At 63.6% G+C, this 20160-nt stretch carries 8 protein-coding genes; 1 reads left to right on the plus strand and 7 read right to left on the minus strand.

Annotation, left to right across the window (positions count from 1 at the left end; all coding sequences use genetic code 11):
- Positions 1 to 131: 131 nt before the first annotated feature.
- The 7 genes from NJG22_RS23615 to NJG22_RS23645 all read right to left on the minus strand — a co-directional run bounded on the left by NJG22_RS23615 (position 132) and on the right by NJG22_RS23645 (position 17677).
- Positions 132 to 632: a hypothetical protein gene (locus tag NJG22_RS23615; RefSeq protein WP_217848578.1), complete on the minus strand. Its 501-nt coding sequence runs from the start codon at positions 630 to 632 to the stop codon at positions 132 to 134.
- Positions 633 to 640: 8 nt separating this feature from the next.
- Positions 641 to 1075: a hypothetical protein gene (locus tag NJG22_RS23620; protein ID WP_253098279.1), complete on the minus strand. Its 435-nt coding sequence runs from the start codon at positions 1073 to 1075 to the stop codon at positions 641 to 643.
- 63 nt (positions 1076 to 1138) lie between these two features.
- Positions 1139 to 1774 (minus strand): VENN motif pre-toxin domain-containing protein, encoded by a 636-nt coding sequence (locus NJG22_RS23625; RefSeq protein ID WP_253098280.1) that lies wholly within the window; start codon positions 1772 to 1774, stop codon positions 1139 to 1141.
- Positions 1775 to 2352: 578 nt separating this feature from the next.
- Positions 2353 to 2709, minus strand: a complete 357-nt coding sequence (locus tag NJG22_RS23630) for a hypothetical protein (protein ID WP_253098281.1) — start codon at positions 2707 to 2709, stop codon at positions 2353 to 2355.
- Entirely contained in the window at positions 2706 to 14012 is an 11307-nt protein-coding gene (locus NJG22_RS23640) for a hemagglutinin repeat-containing protein (RefSeq protein WP_366518857.1), read from the minus strand. Before NJG22_RS23640 ends, NJG22_RS23630 begins: the two co-directional genes overlap by 4 nt.
- Positions 13991 to 15919, minus strand: a complete 1929-nt coding sequence (locus tag NJG22_RS24675; RefSeq protein ID WP_366518858.1) for a filamentous hemagglutinin N-terminal domain-containing protein — start codon at positions 15917 to 15919, stop codon at positions 13991 to 13993. Before NJG22_RS24675 ends, NJG22_RS23640 begins: the two co-directional genes overlap by 22 nt.
- 27 nt (positions 15920 to 15946) lie before the next feature.
- Positions 15947 to 17677: a ShlB/FhaC/HecB family hemolysin secretion/activation protein gene (locus NJG22_RS23645; RefSeq protein WP_253098282.1), complete on the minus strand. Its 1731-nt coding sequence runs from the start codon at positions 17675 to 17677 to the stop codon at positions 15947 to 15949.
- A 315-nt stretch (positions 17678 to 17992) separates the two neighbouring features.
- Between NJG22_RS23645 and NJG22_RS23650 the strand changes: the two genes are divergently transcribed.
- Positions 17993 to 19933: a methyl-accepting chemotaxis protein gene (locus tag NJG22_RS23650; RefSeq protein WP_253098283.1), complete on the plus strand. Its 1941-nt coding sequence runs from the start codon at positions 17993 to 17995 to the stop codon at positions 19931 to 19933.
- The last annotated feature ends 227 nt before the right edge of the window (positions 19934 to 20160 follow it).

Consider the following 20160-nt stretch of genomic DNA (forward strand, 5'->3'; position numbering starts at 1 on the left):
GCAAAAGGCTTGAGGCAGTTGGCTCATTAGCCAGCTTCTTGGCGTCCGCTGCCATGGGACAGGCCCATCTGTCCCCTTTCCCTCCCCTTTCCCCCTGTCCCCTTGCTCCTCTTTTTAGTCGCCTTTATCGATCATCTCTCCTCGACTCTCCCCCCCTCTAATGGGTGCAACCTCAAGAACTCAATATAAAACTCATGAAGCTTATAAAAGTTCGCATCAGGATCACTTTTTAATTCTTGATAGCGGGCCAAAAGACTTTCAAATAACCCTTCCGGAACAGCATGCTCATCTACGTCACGCCTTGCATAACAGAAATACTCAAACGCTTCTTTTAGCATTTCAACGGAAAGGCTTTTGCTATATCTCAGCAGAAACAAGAATGCATATCCCCACTCATCCTGGGACATCAGCAAATAATATAGACAAGCTGCTCGCAAGGAGTCACTGAATGGCACATCGGACTCCAGAATAAGCTTGCAATATTCAAGTCCTTTTCTTACGTCAGCCACATAAAGCCCACTTAGATACTCTAAGGCATCTTGTGCAGGATCCTCAAAGGAGAGTTCATTAATGTATCCATTCGCCAGATAATTATCTAGCCCACGAAGAAACTCATGAACAGAATGCCTCATTAAATTTATCACTTAAAGGCTCCCACTTGCATAGTTGACAACCGCTTTGACCCATCATCCAAAATCGTCCAAGTTGCATTCACCCGCACATTCCCTTGAGGACCAGAAAGCACAATAGAGGACCGCCTATTTGCCACTGTAATATCGCGAGCAGAAGCCAGCAGCTCGGCTATGATCATTTTATTATTCTTAGCCGTATCAATAATCCCCGCACTATCAAGAACCCGCGCCATATCTCGCGACCTTTCAACATTATGCATTTGACTAGAAAGCAGTCTCAATCTAGCTTCATTTTCGGGATTCTTTGCAAACTCCTTCTGACTTGCAGCTCGCAAGGATCTCAGAGATTCATATTCAGTCTGCAACGCGCCCAGATCACCGGAAGACTTACCCCGCATGTACAGCTCAACCTTATCAAGCGGCACCCTTGCATCACCTTTCACTGCCGTCGCATGAAGTCTCCCATTTGCATCTGGCAACCACTTAAGACCAATATCAAATGCGAATCATTTATTTGCACTAGCCGCAAGAGATCCCGCTTTACTAGCCACTTTAGTAACAATTTTCTCGGTAACGTTAACCGAGACCTTGGCCGCTCCTACCCCGCCCCCAAGTAAAGCTGCAATTTCCGACAACAGCTTGCCGCCTTCAACCCCTGCCTTGAACGACCCGCCGGCCCCTGCTCTCTCGTACTCGGCCTCCATTTGATCGATACGTTCAATATACGACTGTTTCACCGCATCAGCGATGTTCCCAAGCACATCATCACTCTGGAACAGTGACTTCAAGGCATCGAACGTTTCACCCGGGCTGCTGGCCGTCTGCACGATCCCTTTGACGGTGTCATACAACCCCTCCGGCACGCCGGCGATCATACCAGCGGCAAAGCTGCCATCCTGTCCTACGTCGATCGCTAGCCACTTCGCCTCTTTCTGGGCCGTGCAGGCAGTGTTGTCGCAGGATGCCAATTCTGCGGCCTTCTGCGCTTTCTGCTCCTTGCTCAGATAGTTGTTTTCTACAGCATTGCGACCGGCCCCAGCACCGGTGACGGCACCCGCGCTATTGCCCTCTACAAGGCCTCCCGAAAGGCCGGCCGCCAACGTCGACAATGCCGAAATCGTCTGCTTCTGCTCCTCACTCAACGCACTGGTATCACTGGTACCATACAGTTGCTGAGCAATAAAATCGAAAAGGGGACAGATTTATTTTCCCTACTCTAATTTCGACCTATCCTGCCTGATAGCTATATCGCGACGCCCCAGGAACCGAATTTAGAGTAGGGAAAATAAATCTGTCCCCATTTTCTGTCCCCTTTTTCTCTCTTTCACCCGATCCACAAACCGATTGTTACCCGTCAGGAAAAATAAATCCGTCCCCTTTTCGTGCGTCCCCTTTTCGTGATTTTCCCTACTCTAATTTCGACCTACCCTGCCTGACAGCTAGATCGCGACGCCCCAGGAACCGAATTTAGAGTAGGGAAAATAAATCTGTCCCCTTTTTCCATATGTGAGCTTGGCACCATCCATCTTGAACGACTGCTGAATATCATCAATGGATTTCCCCCAAACATTCGCCGGAGCTTCCACTATATTTCGAGGGATTCCGGCTTGCGCTGCAAGGTCTTCCCGCAGTCCTACCCGCGCAGTTGCAGACGTAGCCGGTACTTCAGCTGCACCAGTTGCTTTTGTACCAACCTGTCAGTAAAGCCCATCAAAAACCGTCACTCTTCGTCCCAAAAAATCCCTGGCGGCGCATACTCTCCATCCTTCAAGACAACACACCACCCGAAGTTCGTATAAAACATCTCTAGCCCAATGACTTTATAAACATTAGGCTCAATTTCCCTCAAGGTAATCAGGCTGTTCGCATAGTGAGTACATTGCCCTCCCCCACCCGCAATAGCTCTTAACTCCAACTCATTACGATCCCATTCAGATACGACTCCGGATGTTTCAGGAACAGTATCCGAAAAATAAATCTCAAATTCTTTAGATATTTTGCACAAGCAAGGAATTCGCTCCTGCCTGAGCAATTGCTCAGTGTGCATATTTTTGGGAAAGCTAATTTTTAATTTCATTTCAAAGCACTCCGAGGAACAACAACCTCACCCGAAAAATTTCTTTCAAAGGTACTAACAGGACTGAAATACTGCTTACCATGCGGATCACGAATAGCCACAACAGAAATGCCATTTCTAGTTGTAACTCCATCCACCACAACAAAATGGGAAAAGCCAGAGCCTGTCGCTTTGTCAACAACTCGAACAACTACCGGAGTTCCATTTGAGGTATATCTAGCCAAATCAGAGACATTTCTGTTCCCAAAGGCACTTGCAGGAACACCTTCAGATTTCATCAGGCTAGCAACATCCTGAGCAAAAATTCCTTTGTCAGAGGGCGGGAGCTTTTGGATAAGAGTACCTACATCAACTTCCTTGCCCAACGTATTCAGAACCATCCCACAAGAGTTGTGACCGCAGGTAGGCACAGGCCCTTGATTCACGACCAGACGATCACCGCCTCTCGGTATCGCATCATCAAGCAACGGATTTCTAGCGCCCGTGCCTGCAACTTCTCCAGCCGTCCCAGTCGCTTTTGTACCTGCGCTACCTGCTTTTGAGAACACCCCCACCATGCTGCCAAGCGTAGCTAGTAGACCTGCATCCTCAATAACTTGCAATCCCGTACGGACCCAGTTCCCATTCGCTAGGTTGACTGCTCGGGTGGCCTCACCCACCGCCTGCCCTATGCCTGCGCTATCGCCCGCATAGGTGATCGTGGTGACAGCCATATGGGTAGCGACATTCCGCTCGCAAGCAGCGTTGCCTTTACACAGGGGTAACACTTTATCGGTGTAAACTGCCTGTACGAAATCCTCCCAGCCCGCTTGAGCCTCTTTCGTATCCAAGCCACCTTGGCGATAGGAGGTTTCTTTCCACTTGTCATATGTTTTCAGGCAATCTTGCAAGCCACCTGCATCACCACAGGAGGCTTTAAGTTCCTGACTAAACTCTGCTATTTGATTCTGGCCCAGCTGGTAGCCAAAAATGTTGGCGCCCGTTCCTAAGTGGTTGTTCTCCACTGCATTCTTACCCGCCCCAGCCCCGGCAATAGCATCCGTGCTATTACCGCTCGTAACACCGCCTGCAAAACCGGCCGCTAAGGTAGATAGCGCGGCTATTGTCTGCTTTTGTTCTTCACTAAGGGCACTGGTATCACTGGTGCCGTACAGATGCTGGGTGATCAATCGAGCAGTCAATTCCCCGCCTGCCGCACCGGCTGCCCCCGCCGCCGCAGAATTCCCCTGCGCCTGGGCGACAACCGCACCCAGCACCGCATGTGCCATGATCCGCGCGGTATCGTTATCGCCAGCAACCCTCTTGATCACCCCGGCAAGGTATGGCGCCGAGGCGCCCGCCAGCGCACCACCGATGTTGCCCCCGGCAAGGCCCTGTAGCGCCGCGGTGACCGCCTGAGTCGCCTTCTGATAATCGCTTCCGGTACCGTACTTACCCATGATCCTCTGGTAAGCATCGGTACCCGCCAGCTTCCTCTGGTACTCCTGTACCGCCTCTTGGCTCGCGCCTTTCCCCGGCTCCTCGATCCCCCGCGCCTTCAGCTCGGCACGGCCTTCCTCCTTGGCCTTGAGCTGGCCCTGGGTGCGCACAATGTCCGACACCTGGTTGCCGATATCCGCGATCAACTGCACCTGCTGCAGGCGCCGCTGCTCTTTCTCCTTGTCGAAGATCGGGCTGATGCTGTCGTTGGCATGCGCCACATCATGGCTCAGGGTCGCCACGTCCTGCTTCTGCTGGCCAGGATCGCGGATCTCCAGGGTGCCTGCGGACACCGCCGTGGAGGTGGTGCCGCTGGCGCTGCCACTGTGGTTGAAGGCGATCAGCGTGCCGGTCGGCATGTTGCTGGTGAAACCGCTCGCGCCGTTGTTGCCACCGCTGATGCTGGCGCTGGCCATCTGGCTCTTGAACTCGGCCTTGTTCTTGATATCGCTCCAGCCCAGGGTGCCGGTGCTCAGGCGGTTCTTGCCGGCCTCGGCGGTGCTGGCGATGACGCTGCCGTCGAGCTGGGTGTGCTTGCCCACCTCGACCTGGTAACCGCCCTTGCCGGCAAACAGCCCGGTCTGCTCCTGCACGCTCTTGTAGGTGGAGTCGAGCTTGCTCTGGCTGACGCTGAGGTTGCCACTGGCCCCACCGGCACCAATGATGGTGACGCTCGCGCCGCCGCTGACGTTGCTCTGCTTGGACTTGTAGTCGTCGGTGTCCTGCAGGCTCTGCAGCGTCAGGTCGCGGCCAACGTCGGCGACCACCTTGTCGCCGTTGACCTGCGCGCCCTTGAGCGTGGTGTCCCGCCCGCTGAGCAAGCTGGCCTGGTTCCCGGCATCCAGGGTGGTTTCAGTCCAGGTGGTGCCGTTGCCCTTCTCCTTGCCGCTGCCTTTGTTGGCATTGGCGAAGATGCTCAGGCCGAAGCCATCATCGCTGACCCCGATGCTGGCGCCGATGGCGCCGCCGCTGCTGCTGTTCTTGCCGTCCAGCTTTTGCGTGTTGGCCGCGGCCTCGAGGTGGATATCGCGCCCCGCCGACAAGGTGAGGTCGTTGGCGGCCTTGAGCTGGCTGCCCTGCACGCGGATATCACCGCCCGTGCCGTCGGCGTCCTTGCCCTTGGCGACGATGGTCAGGTCGTTGCCGCTGGTCAGGCTGCTGCCCTGGCTGACGGTCTGCTCCTGGGTCTGCCGCGAGCTGGACTTCTGCCCGCCGAGCGAGACGGAAACGCCGACGAACTGGCCGACGTTGCCGGCGTTCATGCCGCCGTTGTCCTGCGCGGCCTGCCAGGCCTGCACACCGGTCAGGCCAGCCTTGATGCCTTGCAGGGCCGAGAGTCGGCTGTCTTCTTCCTGGGTGGCTTGCCTGGTGATCTGGTAGGCGGCATCCATGGCGCTGCCGACAGTGCCGGACAAGGCCAGGGTCAGGCCGCTGCTCTTGCTCTTGGCGGTCTGCTCGCTGCTGTTGTGGTGCTCGGCCGCGACGATCTCGACGTTCTGCCCGACCAGGGTGATGTCCTTGCCGGCGATCAGCTCGGAGCCCTTCACCCCCAGGTCCTTGCCGGCCTCGATGGACACGTTGCCGAGCACGCTGCCGACGGTGCTGGCCTTGCCGCTCTCGCCCTTGCTGGTGGAGGTGTTCTCCAGGCTGGTCGAGCCCAGGGTGAAGCCGATCCCGCCGCTGCTGAGCAAGCCGGACTTCTTCTTCGAACTCGAGTGGCTTTCCTCGAAGGTTTCCGTGGCACTCTCGATCTGGATGTTGCCCCCGGCCAGCAGGCTCGTGTCGTTGGTGGACACGATGTTGCTGCCCGATACGCCAATATCCTGCCCGGCGCGGATCGCTACCGTGTCGCCGCTGACCGACGAGCTTTCCTGGGTGACGGCATGCGTGCTGTCGATACGGGTCTTCTGGCTGCTGGAGAGTCCGGAGCGGCTGGTCTTGGTCTTGCGGTAGTAGCTGTAGTCGCTGTTTTCCTCGGCGACCAGGTTCACGTCACCGCCGGCATAGAGATAGGCCTCTTTGCCCGCGGTCACCTTGCTGGCACTCAGGCTCAGGTCGTCCCCGGCCTTGAGCGCCACGTTACCGCCGGCCGCCACCGTGCTGGACACCTGCTGGACGTGATCTTCCTGGCTGGTGACCTTCCTGGTCTTGCTCGCCGAATGCTGCTCATTGGCGGCGGACACCAGGCTCAGGTCGCCGGTCGCGGTCATTGCCACATCGCGCTTGGCCTCGATCGCGCTGGCCACCGCATTGATGTCGCGTCCGGCGCTGACGGTCAGGTCGCGCCCAGCCTGCAGGCTGGAGCCGTTCTGGGTCACGCTGTAGTCGCTGTGGCGCACGCCCTGGTCATTGCTGACCACCTGCTGCACCGAGGTCAGCTTGACGTCGCGCCCGGCCTTGAGGTTGGTGTCGGCGCCACTGGTGAGCACGCCACCGCTGTTGAGCAGGTCGCGCCCGGCGTTGATCGCCAGGTTGTTGGCCGCCTCGACCCTGGCCGCGCTGTCGACGAAGTCGCGCTGCTGGGCATAGCTGCCGTTGCTGCTCTGGTGCGAGGTCGCGCTGCGCTCGTTGGTCACGTCGCGGGTGGCGGTGAGGGTCACGTCACGCCCGGCGATGATGCCACCGGCCTTGTTCGACAGGTTGTTGCCCGCCAGCAGGTCGAGGCGGTCGCCGGCCTGGACCAGGCCGCTGTTGACCAGGTTGTTGCCAGCCTGGGCCGACAGGTTGTGGGTCGCGCGCAGGGTACCGACGTTGTCGAGGTTCTGCCCGGCGATCAGGTTGACGTCGCTGCCGGCGATCAACGCGCCGTTGGGCGCCAGGCGGTCATTGGAGTGGGCCAGGTAGAGCACCGGCACCAACACCTGCTCGCCATTGACCTCGGCGTTTTCCAGCCAGACGATGTCGTGGGTCAGGGCCGCCACCTGCTCGGCGGTCAGGCTCACGCCCACCGCCAGGTTGAGCTGCTGCTTGCTCTGGATGGCGTTGTCCATCAGGTACTTGAACAGCTTCTCGTCGGTGTCCTGGCCGTCGATGAAGCGCTGGCCGGTACGGGCGACCACGGCCTGCTGCACCAGTTTCTGCTCATAGAAACCGTCACCCAGGCGCTTGGCGCTCAGGTCGGGGTCGTAGCCGAGGTTCGCCAGCAGGTAGTCCGAACTCATGAACTGCTTGAGGTCGGTGAGTACCGGGTTGGTTTCGATCAGGTACTTGTGCGGGTTGCTGCGCACGCTGCTGTCGGGCAGGCCCTGTACGCGGTCGATGGTGACCGGCGCCGGGCCCTGGGCGTTCAGCGCGGCGGCCTGGGTGATACCGTCGTTCACCTGCGAGCGACCCGGCAGCAGCGGGCCGCTGCCTGCGCCCGGCAAGGCGGTGTCGATGGCGCTGGCATCGCCGACAACGGTGGCCTGGCCACGGCTGGCGGTACTTAGCTCGGTACTGCGGCCGGCCGCCTGGGTGACGTCACCCAGGTTGATGTCGCGCGCCAGCACCTGCGGCAGCGGCTGCTGGCGCTGCACGGCGCTCAGGCTGGCGCCGCCCATGGTCCAGCTTTGCGGGCCGCTGTTGGCCGGCGTGCTGCCGGCGTCGGTGCTCAGGCGGAACAAGCCGTGCTGGCCGCTGGGCAGGCTGAAGCCCGGCAGCGCCAGCGGGTTGACCTGCTGCTTGGCCAGGTCCGGCGGCAGCTGCTGGTTCAGGTTGATACGGGTGGAGAACGCGGTGCCCGGCGCCGAGGTGTCGGTACGCGCGCCACTGCCGATGTAGTCGTAGCCCGGACGCACCACGCTGTTGCTGATGCCGTTGCCGGCGGTGATGCTCACGGCGCCGCCGGCCTGCATCACGCCGGCGTAGCTCTGGTCGCCGCCTGCGAGCTTGCGGCTGCTGCCCAGCGATACCAGCTCCGCTTCGGTCATGCCGATGAAGCCGGCCAGGGCGCCTTGCAGGCCGCCCAGGTCGTTGGGGTTGTAGCCCGCGCTCTCGTACCAGTACTTGCTGGTGACCGAGTTGGCGACGCTGTACCAGCCGCCGGCGTTCTTGGTGCGCGCCGAGCGGAAGATACGGGTGGTCTCGGTCTCGCCGGTCTCCACGCCGCTGTTGGTGAGGTTGTTCACCGACGCCACCAGGCTGCCGGCGGCAGCGATGGTGCTGCTGCTGTTGAGCAGGTCGCCGCCGCGGATCGTGAGGTTGGCGCCCGTGGTGATGCTCGACGCGGTGCTGGCCTCGGTGACATCGAACTTGTCGCGCTGGACGATTTCCCAGACGTGGTTGCGCTTGCCACCGCAGTCGCCGGCGTTGTAGCCCTCGATACAGGCGACTTCGCCGATGCGGGCGGTGTACACGCCCTTGTTGTCGGTCTTGAGCACCGCGCGCACGTTCTGCACGGTGCTGGCGGCCAGGCTCATCGAGCCGTCGCTCTGCAGCGAGCCGGAGCTGTTGACGATGCTGCTGGCCAGGGTGCCCTGGCCGTCGCGGTCAATGGTCAGGTTGCCCAGGCTGTAGACGTCGGCATAGCTGTTGGTCAGGCTGTCGACGCGCAGGCCCATGTCGGCGCCGCTGAACACCAGGCCATGGTCGTTGATCAGGGCGCCGGTGGTCAGGGTCAGGTTCTGCGCGGCGCCCAGGGTGCCCTGGTTGTTGACGGCACCTGCCGCGACGCTGAGGCCGGCCGCGGAGGTCAGGCGTCCGGCATTGTTCAACTGGCCGGCCACCGAAACGCTGGTGGCGCCGCCCCCGGCGATGCTGCCACTGCCGCTCAGGTTGACCTGCGAGGCGCCCAGGCCCAGGGTGCCACGACTGCTCAGGCGACCGTTGCCAGTGTAGGTGCCGCCCAGGTTCAGGCTGAGGCTGCCGTCACTGGCGATCAGGCCATCGTTGCTCCAGTTGCCGCCAGTGCCCACCAGCGTATCGCTGGCCAGCAACTGGCCGCTGGCGGTCTGGCTGAAGTCGCCGACATTGACCGTCAGGCGCCCGGCCTGGATGACGTTGCTGTTGCGCCAGCTGCCGGCGTTGAGGGTCAGGCCGCCTCGGGTGACGATGCTGCCGCCGGCTCCGGTGACGTTGGCGGTGGAGATATCGAAGGTGCCGTTGCCCACGTGCAGCAGGCTGCCGCCGCCGTTGAGGAAGCTGCCGACGCCCAGGCTGAGGTCGGTGTTGGCGGTTTCCAGGGTGCCGTTGCGATTGTCTAACTGGCCGCCGATCTGCAGGCGGGTCGCGCCACTGGTGCCCAGGGCGCGCAGCTGGCCGGTCTGGTTGTCGAGGCTGGCCGCCTTGATCGCCAGGGTGCTGTCGCTTTCGATAATGCCCAGGCGGTTGTTCAGCGCGCCACTGAGGTCAAGGTCGATGCGCTGGCCGGCGATCTGGCCATCGTTGTCGCCGCTGTTGTCGAAGTTGGCGCCGCTGACCTTGACCAGGCCCTTGGCGTACAGGCCGCCGTTGCGGTTGTCGAAATCGGCGGTGGTGACCTGGGCGTCGCCGGCCTGCGCGGCGATCCGCCCACCGTAGTTGTCGATGCCGCCAAGCGCCTTGAGGGTCAGGAACTGGCCCTGGGTAGTGCCGCCCTGGCGGTTGTTGTTGAGGTCATAACCGTTGCGCAACACGCCGCGCAGATCGGCGTTCACGCCGCCCTTGAGGCTGGCGAGCATCCCGCCGCGGTTGTCCAGGTTGACGGCGCTGACATCGAGGTTGCCGTTGTCGGCAAGGATGCGACCGCTCTGGTTGTCGATGTCGCCGGTCACCAGCTTGAGGGCGCCCTGGCCCTGCAGGGTGCCCTTGCCGTTTTCCAGACTGGCGGCACGCACATCGAGGTTGCCGTCCTGGCTGTAGATCAGGCCGTCGGCGCTGTTCTGCAGCACGCCGTCCACGGCCAGGGTCAATGGCTGGCCGGCCGCGACAGTGCCGCGGTTGCGGTTGTCCAGGCTGCCGGCGAGCAGGCTCAGCAGGCCCTGGCTGACGATCTGCCCACCCTGGTTGCCGACCTGGGTGGCACGCTCGATGCGCAAGGGGCCCGCACTGGCCAGCTTGCCTTGGGTGTTGGTCAAGGCGCCGAGCAAGTCAAGGGTGACCGCGCCATTGCCGACCAGGGTGCCGCCGCTGTTGTCCAGGGTGGTGGCGTTGAGCGTCACGGCCTGCTGAGCGTTGATGCCACCGGCCACGTTGCCCAGGGTCATGGCGTTGAGGGTCAGGGCCGCGCCGCTGTCGATCAGGCCGCCTTGGCCATTGTTGAGCAGGCCGGTGATATCCAGGCGCTGGCCAGCGGCGCTGGAAAGAATGCCCTTGCCGCTGTTGTCCAGGTTCGCCGCCTTGACGGTCAGCGCCTGCTGACTGACCAGGGCGCCGCCACTGTTCAGCACATCGCCGCTCACCGTCGCCTGCAGCGCGCCGCTGCGACTGGACAGGGTACCTTGGTTGCGGTTGTCGAGGCTGTCGAGGGTAACGTCCACCCCCTGCCAGCCCGAGACCAGGCCAGCCTGGTTGAGCAGGCGCTGGGCATCGAGCGTCAGTTGGCCGCTGCTGATCAGCTTGCCGCCGACGTTGTCCACGGTGCGCGCCTTGAGCGCCAGGGCCTGCTGGGTGGATAGCTCGCCGCCCTGGTTGCTCAGGTCGCGCAAATGCTCGACGGTCAACGCGCCGTCGGTCTTGATCAGGCCGCCGTCGTTGTTCAGGTCGCCCATGGCGCTACCCAGGTCGAGGGCGATGGCGCCGCCGAGCAGCGAGCCCGCGCGGTTGTCGATGCCACGGCCGCTGACTTGCAGCTTGCCGGCCGCATTGATCAGCCCTTGCTGGCTGTTGTCGAGATTGTCGGCCAGTTGCAGGTCAAGGTCGCCGCGACTGGTCAGGATGCCGCCACGGTTGTCCAGGCTGGCGGCACGGGTGTCGAGGGACGCCGCGGCGACCAGGCCCTTGATGTTACTCAGGGCCTGGTCGATGCGCAGGACCAGGCCCTGGTTGCTCAGCAGCTTGCCGTTGTCGTTGTCCAGGCTGCGCGCGGCCAGGGTGAAAGCCTGGGCCGAGGAGATCTCGCCCCCCTGGTTGTTCACCCGCTCGAGATTTTTGAGCACCAGCACAGGCGCGTTGATCAGGCCCTGGCGGTTGTCCAGCAGGCCATACTCGACGTCCAGGGTCAGCGCGCTGTTGCTGAACAGCTGGCCACCCTGCTGATCCAGGCCGCTGACGCGAACATCCACCGCACCGTTGCTGCCGATGCGGCCCGCGTCGCGGTTGGTCAGTTGACCGCTGATCAGGTTCAGGCTGGCGTCGCTGTCGATCCGGCCCTTGCGGCTGTTGTCCAGGCTGGCGCTGGTGAGGCTGGCCGGCCCCTTGGCGCTGATGATGCCCTGGTCGTTGTTGTCGAGGTGGGCACCGCTGAGCAGCAGTGCGCCGTCGGTGAGCAGTTCACCGCCCTGGTTGAGGATGTCGCCCTCGTGTTCGAGGGTCAGCGCGCCGCCGCTGGAGATGCTGCCAGCGCGGTTGTCGAGGGTGTCGCTGGCCAGGCCCAGGGTGCCTTCGGCATCGATCTGGCCCGCGCGGTTGTCGAGTTTGCCGCGCAGGTTGGCAGTGAGCGCCTGTCGGGATTGCAGCAGGCCGCCCGCGTTGTCCAGGCTGTCGCCGGTCAGGGTCAGCCCGGTCTTGCCCGAGAGCAGGCCCTTGTTGCGGTTGATCACTTCGGCCACGGTCAGTTGCAACCGGCCCTCGGCCAGGACCTTGCCGCCATCGCTGTTGTCCAGGCGTGCACCGCCCAGGGTCACGCCGACCTTGCCCGACAGCTCGCCGCCACGGTTGTCCACCTTGGCCACTTGCACGTCCAGTCCCTGGGTCGCCGCCACCTGGCCAGCCTGGCGGTTGTCGAGCACGTCGCCGCTGAGGCTCAGGTCGTCACCGGCCAGCAGTTGGCCGGCCTGGTTGTCGAGGTTGCCGACCTTGGCCACCAGCGCGGTCTTGCCGGATACCAGCCCTTGCTGGTTGGCCAGGCTTGCCGCCTGCAGGTCCAGGCGTTGGTCGGCGATCAGCGTGCCGCCCTGGTTGCGCAGCTCGGTGTCGACCACGACTTTCTGGGTGCCACGGCTGCTGATCATCCCCTGGCTGTTGTCCAGGCTGTGGCTGTGCAGGTCCAGGCCATTGGCCGAGACCAGGCCATTGAGGTTGTTCAGCGCCTGCTCGATGCGCAGGGTCAGGCCCTGCTGGCCGATCAGCTTGCCGTTGCTGTTGTCCAGGCTGCGGGCCGCCAGGCTGAAGGCCTGGGCACTGGAGATCTCGCCGTGCTGGTTGTCGACGTCGGCGAGGTTCTTCAGCACCAGCAACGGGGCGTTGATCAGCCCCTTGTGGTTGCTCAGGCGACCCTGGTTCAGGTCGAGGGTCAGGGCGCTCTTGCTGAACAGCTCCCCCCCCTCCTGGGTCAGGCCGCTGACACTGGCCACCAGAGCCTTTTCACTGGCAATGCGGCTGCCCTGGCCGTTGTTGAGCTGACCGGCGGTGAGGTCGAGGCGGTCGCCACTGACCAGGCGCGCACCCGCGCCGTTGTCGAAGCTGCCGGTAGCGACCTTGACCGCGCCCTGGCCACTGAGCAGGCCGGCGTCGCTGTTGTCCAAGCTCTGGCTGGTCAGGGTCAGGCCGGCGTCGCCGATGATCGAACCCTTGCGGTTGAGCAGCGCGCCCTGGCTGGTCAGAACCAGGTCATCGGCGCTCGACAGCTTGCCGGTGCTGTTGTCCAGGCGGCCGACCGTGGCGCTCAGGCGGCCATCGGCGCTGATCACGCCCAGCAGGTTGTCCAGGCCGGCATCGAGGCGGATGTCCAGCGCCTGGCGCGCGACCAGGCGACCCTGGCCATTGTCCAGGCGCTGGCCGACGACGTTCACCGCGCCCTTGCCCGACAGCAGGCCCTGGTTGCGGTTGAGCACCTCGGCCACCTGCAGGTCCAGGTCGCTGCCGGCAAGCAGCTTGCCGCTGTCGCTGTTGTCGAGCTTGGCGCCCTTGACCGTCAGACCGGTCTTGCTGGATAGCTCGCCGCCCCGGTTGTCGACCTCGGCCACCTCGAGCTTCAACGCCTGCTTGGCACCGACCTGGCCACCATTGCGGTTGTCCAGGCTGGCACCGGTCACGGTCAGGTCGCCGTCGGCGACCAGCGCCCCCTTGTGGTTGGTCACCTGGGTGATCTGGGCCACCAGCGCGCGTTGGCTGGAGATGCGCCCACCGCTGTTGTCCAGGCTGGCGCTTTCCAGGCGTACAGGGCCGACGGCATTGAGCAGGCCGCCGCGGTTGTCCAGGTGGCTGCCGGTATAGGTCAGCGCCGCCAGGCTGTTGAGCAACCCTTGCTGGCGGTTGTCCAGCTGGTCGACGGCGAGCACGGCCTGGTGGTCGGCGCGCAGCTTGCCGCCACGGTTGTCCAGCTTGGCGGCGCGCAGGTCGACACCGCCCTTGGCGATGATTGCGCCTTGCTGGTTATCCAGCAGGCCCTGGATGCGGGCCTTCAGGTCGGCATCGCCGACCAGGTTGCCGGCCTCGCGGTTGTCCAGGCTAGCCGCCTCGAGGTCGATCGTTCCGGCCGAGCCGAGCAGGCCGGCACGGTTGTCCAGGGCAGCGCCCAGGGCGACGTTCAACCTGCCGTCACCGGTGACCTGGCCCTTGCGGTTGTCCAGGCTCTGGCCCTTGAGGGTGGTGGTGCCGGCGCTGGAGATCTCGCCGTCCTGGTTGTCGCTGGCCCCGGCCAGCGTCAGGCCGAGGTCGCCACGGCTGGTGACGGTGCCTTCACGGTTGTCGAGGCTGGCCGCGCTCAGCGTGACGCCGTTGGCCGAAACCAGGCCACCGGCGTTGTTCAAGGTCTGCTGCAACTGCACAGTAAGCCCTGGTTGCCCAGCAGCTTGCCGAGGCTGTTGTCCAGGTTGCGCGCCACCAGGGCGAAGGCCTGGGCGCTGGAGATCTCGCCGTTGTGGTTGTCGACGCTGTCGAGGTTGTTCAGGGTCAGGCGTGGGGCGTTGATCAGGCCGCCCTGGTTGTTCAGGTGGCCCTTGTTGAGGTCCAGGGTCAGTTCGCCGAGGCTGGTCAGGCGGCCGCCATCCTGCTGGTCGAGCCCGCGCACATTGGCGGTCAGCGCCTGGTTGCTGGCAATGCGGCCGGCGCCACTGTTGTTCACCTGGCCGGCCTTGAGGTCGAGGGTCTGCACGCTGGTGAGCTGGCCGCCGCGGTTGTCCACGGTAGCGCTGGCGTTGATGTCCAGGTGCTGGCCGGCGTTGAGGGTGCCGGCCTGGTTGTCCAGGGTAGCGACCTGCGCACTCAGCCGGCCTTGGCTGGTCAGCTCGCCAGCATGGTTGTCGAGGTGCCCGGCGTGGGCTTCGATGGCCTGGTCGGCCTTGATCAAACCGCCCTGGCCGTTCAACAGGCGGCCCGCTTGCAGGTTGGCCTGGCCGGCGCTGAGCAGGCGGCCCTTGTCGTGGTTGTCCAGGGTGTCGGCGCTGGCGCTCAGCTGGCGTTGGGCGCTCAGGGTACCGCCCTGGTTGCTCAGGGTCTGCGCGGCGCTGGCGCTCAGGATGCGGCTGGCCACCACGCTCTGGCCGCGGTTATCGATATGCTGCGCGTTCAGGCGTACATCGCCGCTGGCGTTGCGGCTGTTGTCGGGGTTGACCCCGGCCTCGATGATGCCGTAGTTGGTCAGGCGGCCACCGCTGTCGAGGTCGATGCGCTCACCGGCGGCCAGGTTGTTGCGGTTGTCCAGGTCACCCCGGGTCTTGACCTTGAGCTCGGTGCCGGCGTACACCGCGCCCTGGGCATCGAGCTGGCCAGCGTTGATCGCTACCGCGCCCTTGTCGGCGGTCGCCTCGACCATGCGCAACTGGCCGTTGGCGTCGAGCTGGATATCCCCGCCGCTGGCAATCAGCTTGCCGTCGAGCTTCACCCCGACCCCCGCTTCGGTGCCCACCAGGGTGATGGCGCCGGCATACATGCCGCCCAGTGCCGAGGAGTCGATGGCCAACTGCGGCGCGGTCGCCGGATTGGCCGCCCGCGCCGTGGCCTTGAGCGTCTGCGCGTCGACATCGTTGGCACCGGCGACCACCGCCAGCTGGCGAGCCTGGATCTGCGCGTTGATCTTGGCGCTACGGGTGATGATCTCGAACTGGTCGATGTTGCTAGCGTTGAGGCCCGCGCCTTCGATGGCGACACTGCCCTGCTCCACCTGGTAGCGCTGCAGCTGGCCGTTCTCGATCACCGGCTTGCCGGTGGTCAGGGTCGCTCGCGGGGTGTTGATGAAACCGCAACCATTGCAGGTTACACCGTAGGGGTTGGCGACGATGACATGCGCCGCCTGCCCCGCCACTTCGGTATAGCCCTTGAGCTGGCTGGGGTTGGCGCCGTTGACCTCGTTGAGGATCACGCTGGCCGAGCGCCCGGCCAGGTTGCTGTTGCCCAGGATGATCCCGCCCAGCTGGGTGGACTGGGTACGGTTGGTGGCGTTGTTGAGGATGACTCCCTGCTGGCCGACGTTGTAGTCGCTGAAGGTGTTGTGTGAGAGGCCCGAGCCGCTGGGCGCGGCGATATTGACGATAGGCACGCCGTTACCGGCCTGGCCGAGGTTGGTGCCGCTGCCGTTGACCACGATGCCGTCGGCCATGGCCACCAGCGGCTGCCAGAACATCATGTTGGCCAGCATGAACGCCAAGCCGCGCTTGGACAGGCCCCAGAAAGTGTCACGGGATTGCAAGGCAGCCGAAGGCTGGCGCACCAGGAAGGCGAACTGACGAACATCCATGTCGGGCATCTCTATCGGAAAACGGTGTTAAAGGAAGAAGTCCAGGCGAAAGTAGACCGGCGCCTCGCGCTCGAGCAGCCCGTCGGGGCGCTCAAGGGAGTGGGCGAAGGTCACGCTGGCGGACAGGTTGCGACCACGGGCGAACAGTTCGAGCGAATCGCTGGACACCCGACCGTGCTGCGCGCCGCTGTAGCGGTCGTGGCTGATCGCGCCGACGTCGTAGCCCAGGCCCAGGCCGTATTCGGCCAGCACCGGTCGCAACCAGTCCCAGCCCACCGGGCGGCTCCAGCGCAGGTCGTTGCGCCAGTAGTAGCCGCTGTCGCCGTTCAGGCTCTGGTCCTTGTAGCCACGCACCGAGGACTGGCTGCCCAGGCTCATGCGCTGGGGGCTGAACAGTCGATCCTCGCTGCGCTGACCGGTGACCAGGCTGCTGAACACCAGCGACTCGCCCAGCACCTTGAACGGCTGCAGGTAGCTGGCGGTGGCGGTGTACTTGCGATATCGAGCACTGGGCAAGCGGTTGCCATTGTCATCGCGCTCACGCTCACGCTGGGCGTCGAAAGCGCCGATGCCCTCTTGCAGGCCCAGGTCGATGTTGAGAAAGGCGCCACCGATGCGCCGGCCATGGTTGATGCCGACCTGGGCTTCGCTGAGGCGATGGCTGCTGTTGGCCAGGCGGCTGTCTTCGATGTAGTTGTTGGTGCGCAGGTAGCTCAGGCCGCTGTTGAGCGAGGTCTTGCTCAGCGAGTCGCGGTGGATGACCCGTTCGAGGCGCAACTGGTGGTTCTGGCTGTCGCCGGTCTGCTTGAAGTCGAAGCCCGCCGCCTCGCCCAGGGCACGGTACTCGCTCTGGCTGTAGCTGTAGCTGAGGTTCCACCAGCCAAGCGGCAGGTTGTAGTAGAGCGCGGCGTTGCGTGAGGTCTTCTGGTGATCGCTGATGGCGTCGTGGCCGCCGCGCAGCACCAACTGGTCGGCCAGGCCCAGCGGGCTGTCCCATTCGAAACTGCTGCCCCACTGCTGCTCGCCGGTGCTCTTCTGCCCTTCGTTGCTGCGTGACAGGCCGACGCGCCAGGGCTTCTGCGGGGTGTTGGCGACCTGTACCTCGCTGCCACCCACGGCCTTGCCGGGGGTCAGTTGCATGCGGGCCTGGTTGGACGGCAGGCGATTGAGCTGGTCGACCATCTGCTCGATCTCACGCAGGTTGAGCAAGTCGCCGGCCCGGCCGGGGAACGCCATATCCAGTTCGCGGGCGCTGAGTGTGCTGCCCTCGCCGGCCTTGAGCCCTTCGAGGCGGCCCTCGACCACCAACACCTGCAGATGGCCGGACGACAGGTCCTGCTGGGGCAGGTAGGCGCGACTGGTGACCAGGCCCTTGGCGATATAGCGGTCGGTGATGACCTTGAGCAGTTCATTGAGCTGGGCCACCCCCAGGCACTGGCCGATATAGGGCGCGAGCAGGCGGGCCTGCTCGGCGCTCGACAAGGCCTCGGCGCCTTTGAGCTCGATGGTCTGGATCGGGAAGCAGCGGCTCTCGTTCGGCGCCTTGGGCGCTACCGGCGCGGCCCGCTCGCCAGGCAGGTCCTTGAGTTCTTCAAGGCGCCGTTGCTGTTCTTCCAGCAGGCGATTCTGCCGGTCGCGGATCAGGTCCTGGTCACCCGGCAGGATCGGCGAGGCGGCCATGGCCGGATGCACGGCGGCGACCAGGCAAAGCCCGGCCAGGGCGGCGCGCAGGCGTGCGCCAGGGGCGGAAAAGTACATGTTCGATCCTTCGAAACCATAAGCTGCAAGGGGCAAAATGCGCGATGCTAAATAGCCACTAGTGTGGCGTCAATTAAACACGGACCAGCGTACATGAAACTTGAGAAGGCCCTGCTGCACGTCCAGATCGCCTGCCGATCAAAGCGCAATTTCCTACGGCACACCCCATGAACAACGACAATCGATTGCCATTTTGTACACAACCCATGGGCTAAAGGTTTATATTCCGCCGGCCGAAACAGAAAAGATGGCGCATAGCCAGTATCGTGTCGAAGCGGCTGCGCGCACCTTCACCCTCATGGATTGGGCGTTACGATGAAAATAAAAAACAAACTGGTGCTGGCCTTCGTCCTGGTGGCCTTCATTCCGGTGGCGCTGGTCGGCGGCATCTCGGTGCTGAATATTCGCAACGAGGCGGTGGAACAGTTCATCGACGGCAGCACCCGGGAGATCCGCCAGATCGACGGCAACATGCGCCAGTTCTTCGATGGCACCCTGCAGAACGTCGACCAGATGGCCAAGGACCCGCTGTACAGCGCCGTCACCTCGCTCAAGGACTACACCGGCGCCGATGCCGCCAGCCAGCCCATGCCCGCCCAGGCGCAGCAGGTGATCGACGCCTTTGCCCGCTATGGCACCACCCACCCGGCGGCGGCGATCCTGTCCATCGGCCTGGAGGACGGCAGCTACGCCAAGTGGCCGGATGACCCGCAACTGGCCAAGTACGACCCGCGCAGCCGCCCCTGGTACAAGGATGCGATGGCCAGCCCGGACAAGACCGTGCGTACTGCCGCCTACTACTACGACAAGGACGACGTGGCCCTGGTGGGCACCGCCCGCGCGCTGCTCGACGCCAGCGGCAAGGCCAGGGGCGTGTTGGTGGTCAGCGTGTCGCTGAAGAACCTCACCGAGCTGGTCAAGAGCATCAAGCTCGGCGACAGCGGCTACGTGATGCTGATCGAGAATGGCACCGTGCTGGTCGACCCGCGTGACGCCAGCCACGGTTTCAAGCAGCTCAAGGACCTTGGCGCGCCCTACGCGCAACTGGCAGCCACCGCCCAGGGCGCCACCGAGGTGCAGATCGACGGCAAGCGCTACATGGCCAATGTCTGGACCTCGCCTGGCCTGGGCTGGCGCTTCGTCGGCCTGATCGAATACGACGAGGTGATGGCCGCCGCCACCCGCATGACCTATGTCACCGCGCTGATCGTGGTGGTGCTGGCGCTGGTCTTTGCCCTGGTGGCCGCGGCGTTCTCGCGGGTCATCGTCAAGCCCATCGGCCAGGTCAGCGTCGGCTTGCAGTCGATCGCCGAGGGCGAAGGCGACCTGCGCCGCGACCTGCAGGTACAAGGCAAGGACGAAACCGCCGAGCTGGCCGGCTGGTTCAACAAGTTCCTCGCCGCCATCCGCCAGCTGATCCAGCGCATCGGCGCGGCCTCGACCAACCTGCACGAGGCCTCGCGCAGCAACAGCGAGATGGCCGGCAACATGAACCAGGCCGCCGGGCGCCAGCGCGAGGCGGTGGAGCTGGTGTCCACCGCGTTCAACCAGATGGTCGCCACCGCCAACGAGGTGGCACGCTCGTGCAGCAGCGCCGCCGACGCCGCCGAGCACGGCCACCGTCGGGTGGCCGAAGGCAAGCAGCAGATCGAGGCGACCACCGACAACGTCAACCGCCTGGGCCGGCGCCTGGGCGAGTCGTCCCAGGCCATGGTCGAGCTGGAAGAAGGCAGCCGCAGCATCAACCAGATCCTCGGCACCATCCGCGCCATCGCCGAGCAGACCAACCTGCTGGCGCTCAACGCCGCCATCGAGGCGGCCCGGGCCGGCGACCAGGGCCGCGGCTTCGCCGTGGTGGCCGATGAAGTGCGGGCGCTGGCCAAGCGCACCGCCGACTCCACCGGCGAGATCGACCAGTTGCTCGGCACCCTGGGCGACAAGACCCAGGAAGTGTCGCAGAAGATGGAGAGCTGCCTGGACCTGTCGCGCGCCAGCGTGACCTCGATCGAAAGCGCGCGGGACAGCTTCGAGGGTATCCAGCTGTCGGTGAACGAGATCCGCGACCAGAACCTGCAGATTTCCGCCGCCGCCGAGGAGCAGCACAGCGTGGCCGAGGAGATCAACCGGCATATCCAGCAGATCTACGACGAGGCGCGCCTGGTGGAAGGGCTGGCCAGCTCGGCCCAGGCCGACTCCGGCAGGCTGGCGCAGCTGTCGGATGAGTTGAATGGGCTGGTGGGGCGGTTCAAGTCCTGACGTTTGGCTTGCGCCTTACGCGGACCCTGTAGGAGCGGCCTTGTGTCGCGAAAGGGCTGCGCAGCAGCCCCAGGATTTCAGCGTTGATGCAAAGATTGCCGGGGCCGCTTTGCGGCCCTTTCGCGACACAAGGCCGCTCCTACAGGGATGAGGTGCGCCCCATTTGTTGGACAATCTTTGATTAGGCTGCTGCGGTCTGATTCCTGTATGCCACGGGACTCAGGCCG

The organism is Pseudomonas sp. VA159-2 (genome assembly GCF_024126635.1).
Lineage (GTDB): Bacteria > Pseudomonadota > Gammaproteobacteria > Pseudomonadales > Pseudomonadaceae > Aquipseudomonas > Aquipseudomonas muyukensis.

Excerpts from the sequence above, each read along its gene's own strand:
- NJG22_RS23615 (WP_217848578.1), bottom strand. The coding sequence starts at position 632 with ATGAGGCATTCTGTTCATGAGTTTCTTCGTGGGCTAGATAATTATCTG.
- NJG22_RS23630 (WP_253098281.1), bottom strand. The coding sequence starts at position 2,709 with ATGAAATTAAAAATTAGCTTTCCCAAAAATATGCACACTGAGCAATTG.
- NJG22_RS24675 (WP_366518858.1), bottom strand. The coding sequence starts at position 15,919 with ATGGATGTTCGTCAGTTCGCCTTCCTGGTGCGCCAGCCTTCGGCTGCC.
- NJG22_RS23645 (WP_253098282.1), bottom strand. The coding sequence starts at position 17,677 with ATGTACTTTTCCGCCCCTGGCGCACGCCTGCGCGCCGCCCTGGCCGGG.
- NJG22_RS23650 (WP_253098283.1), top strand. The coding sequence starts at position 17,993 with ATGAAAATAAAAAACAAACTGGTGCTGGCCTTCGTCCTGGTGGCCTTC.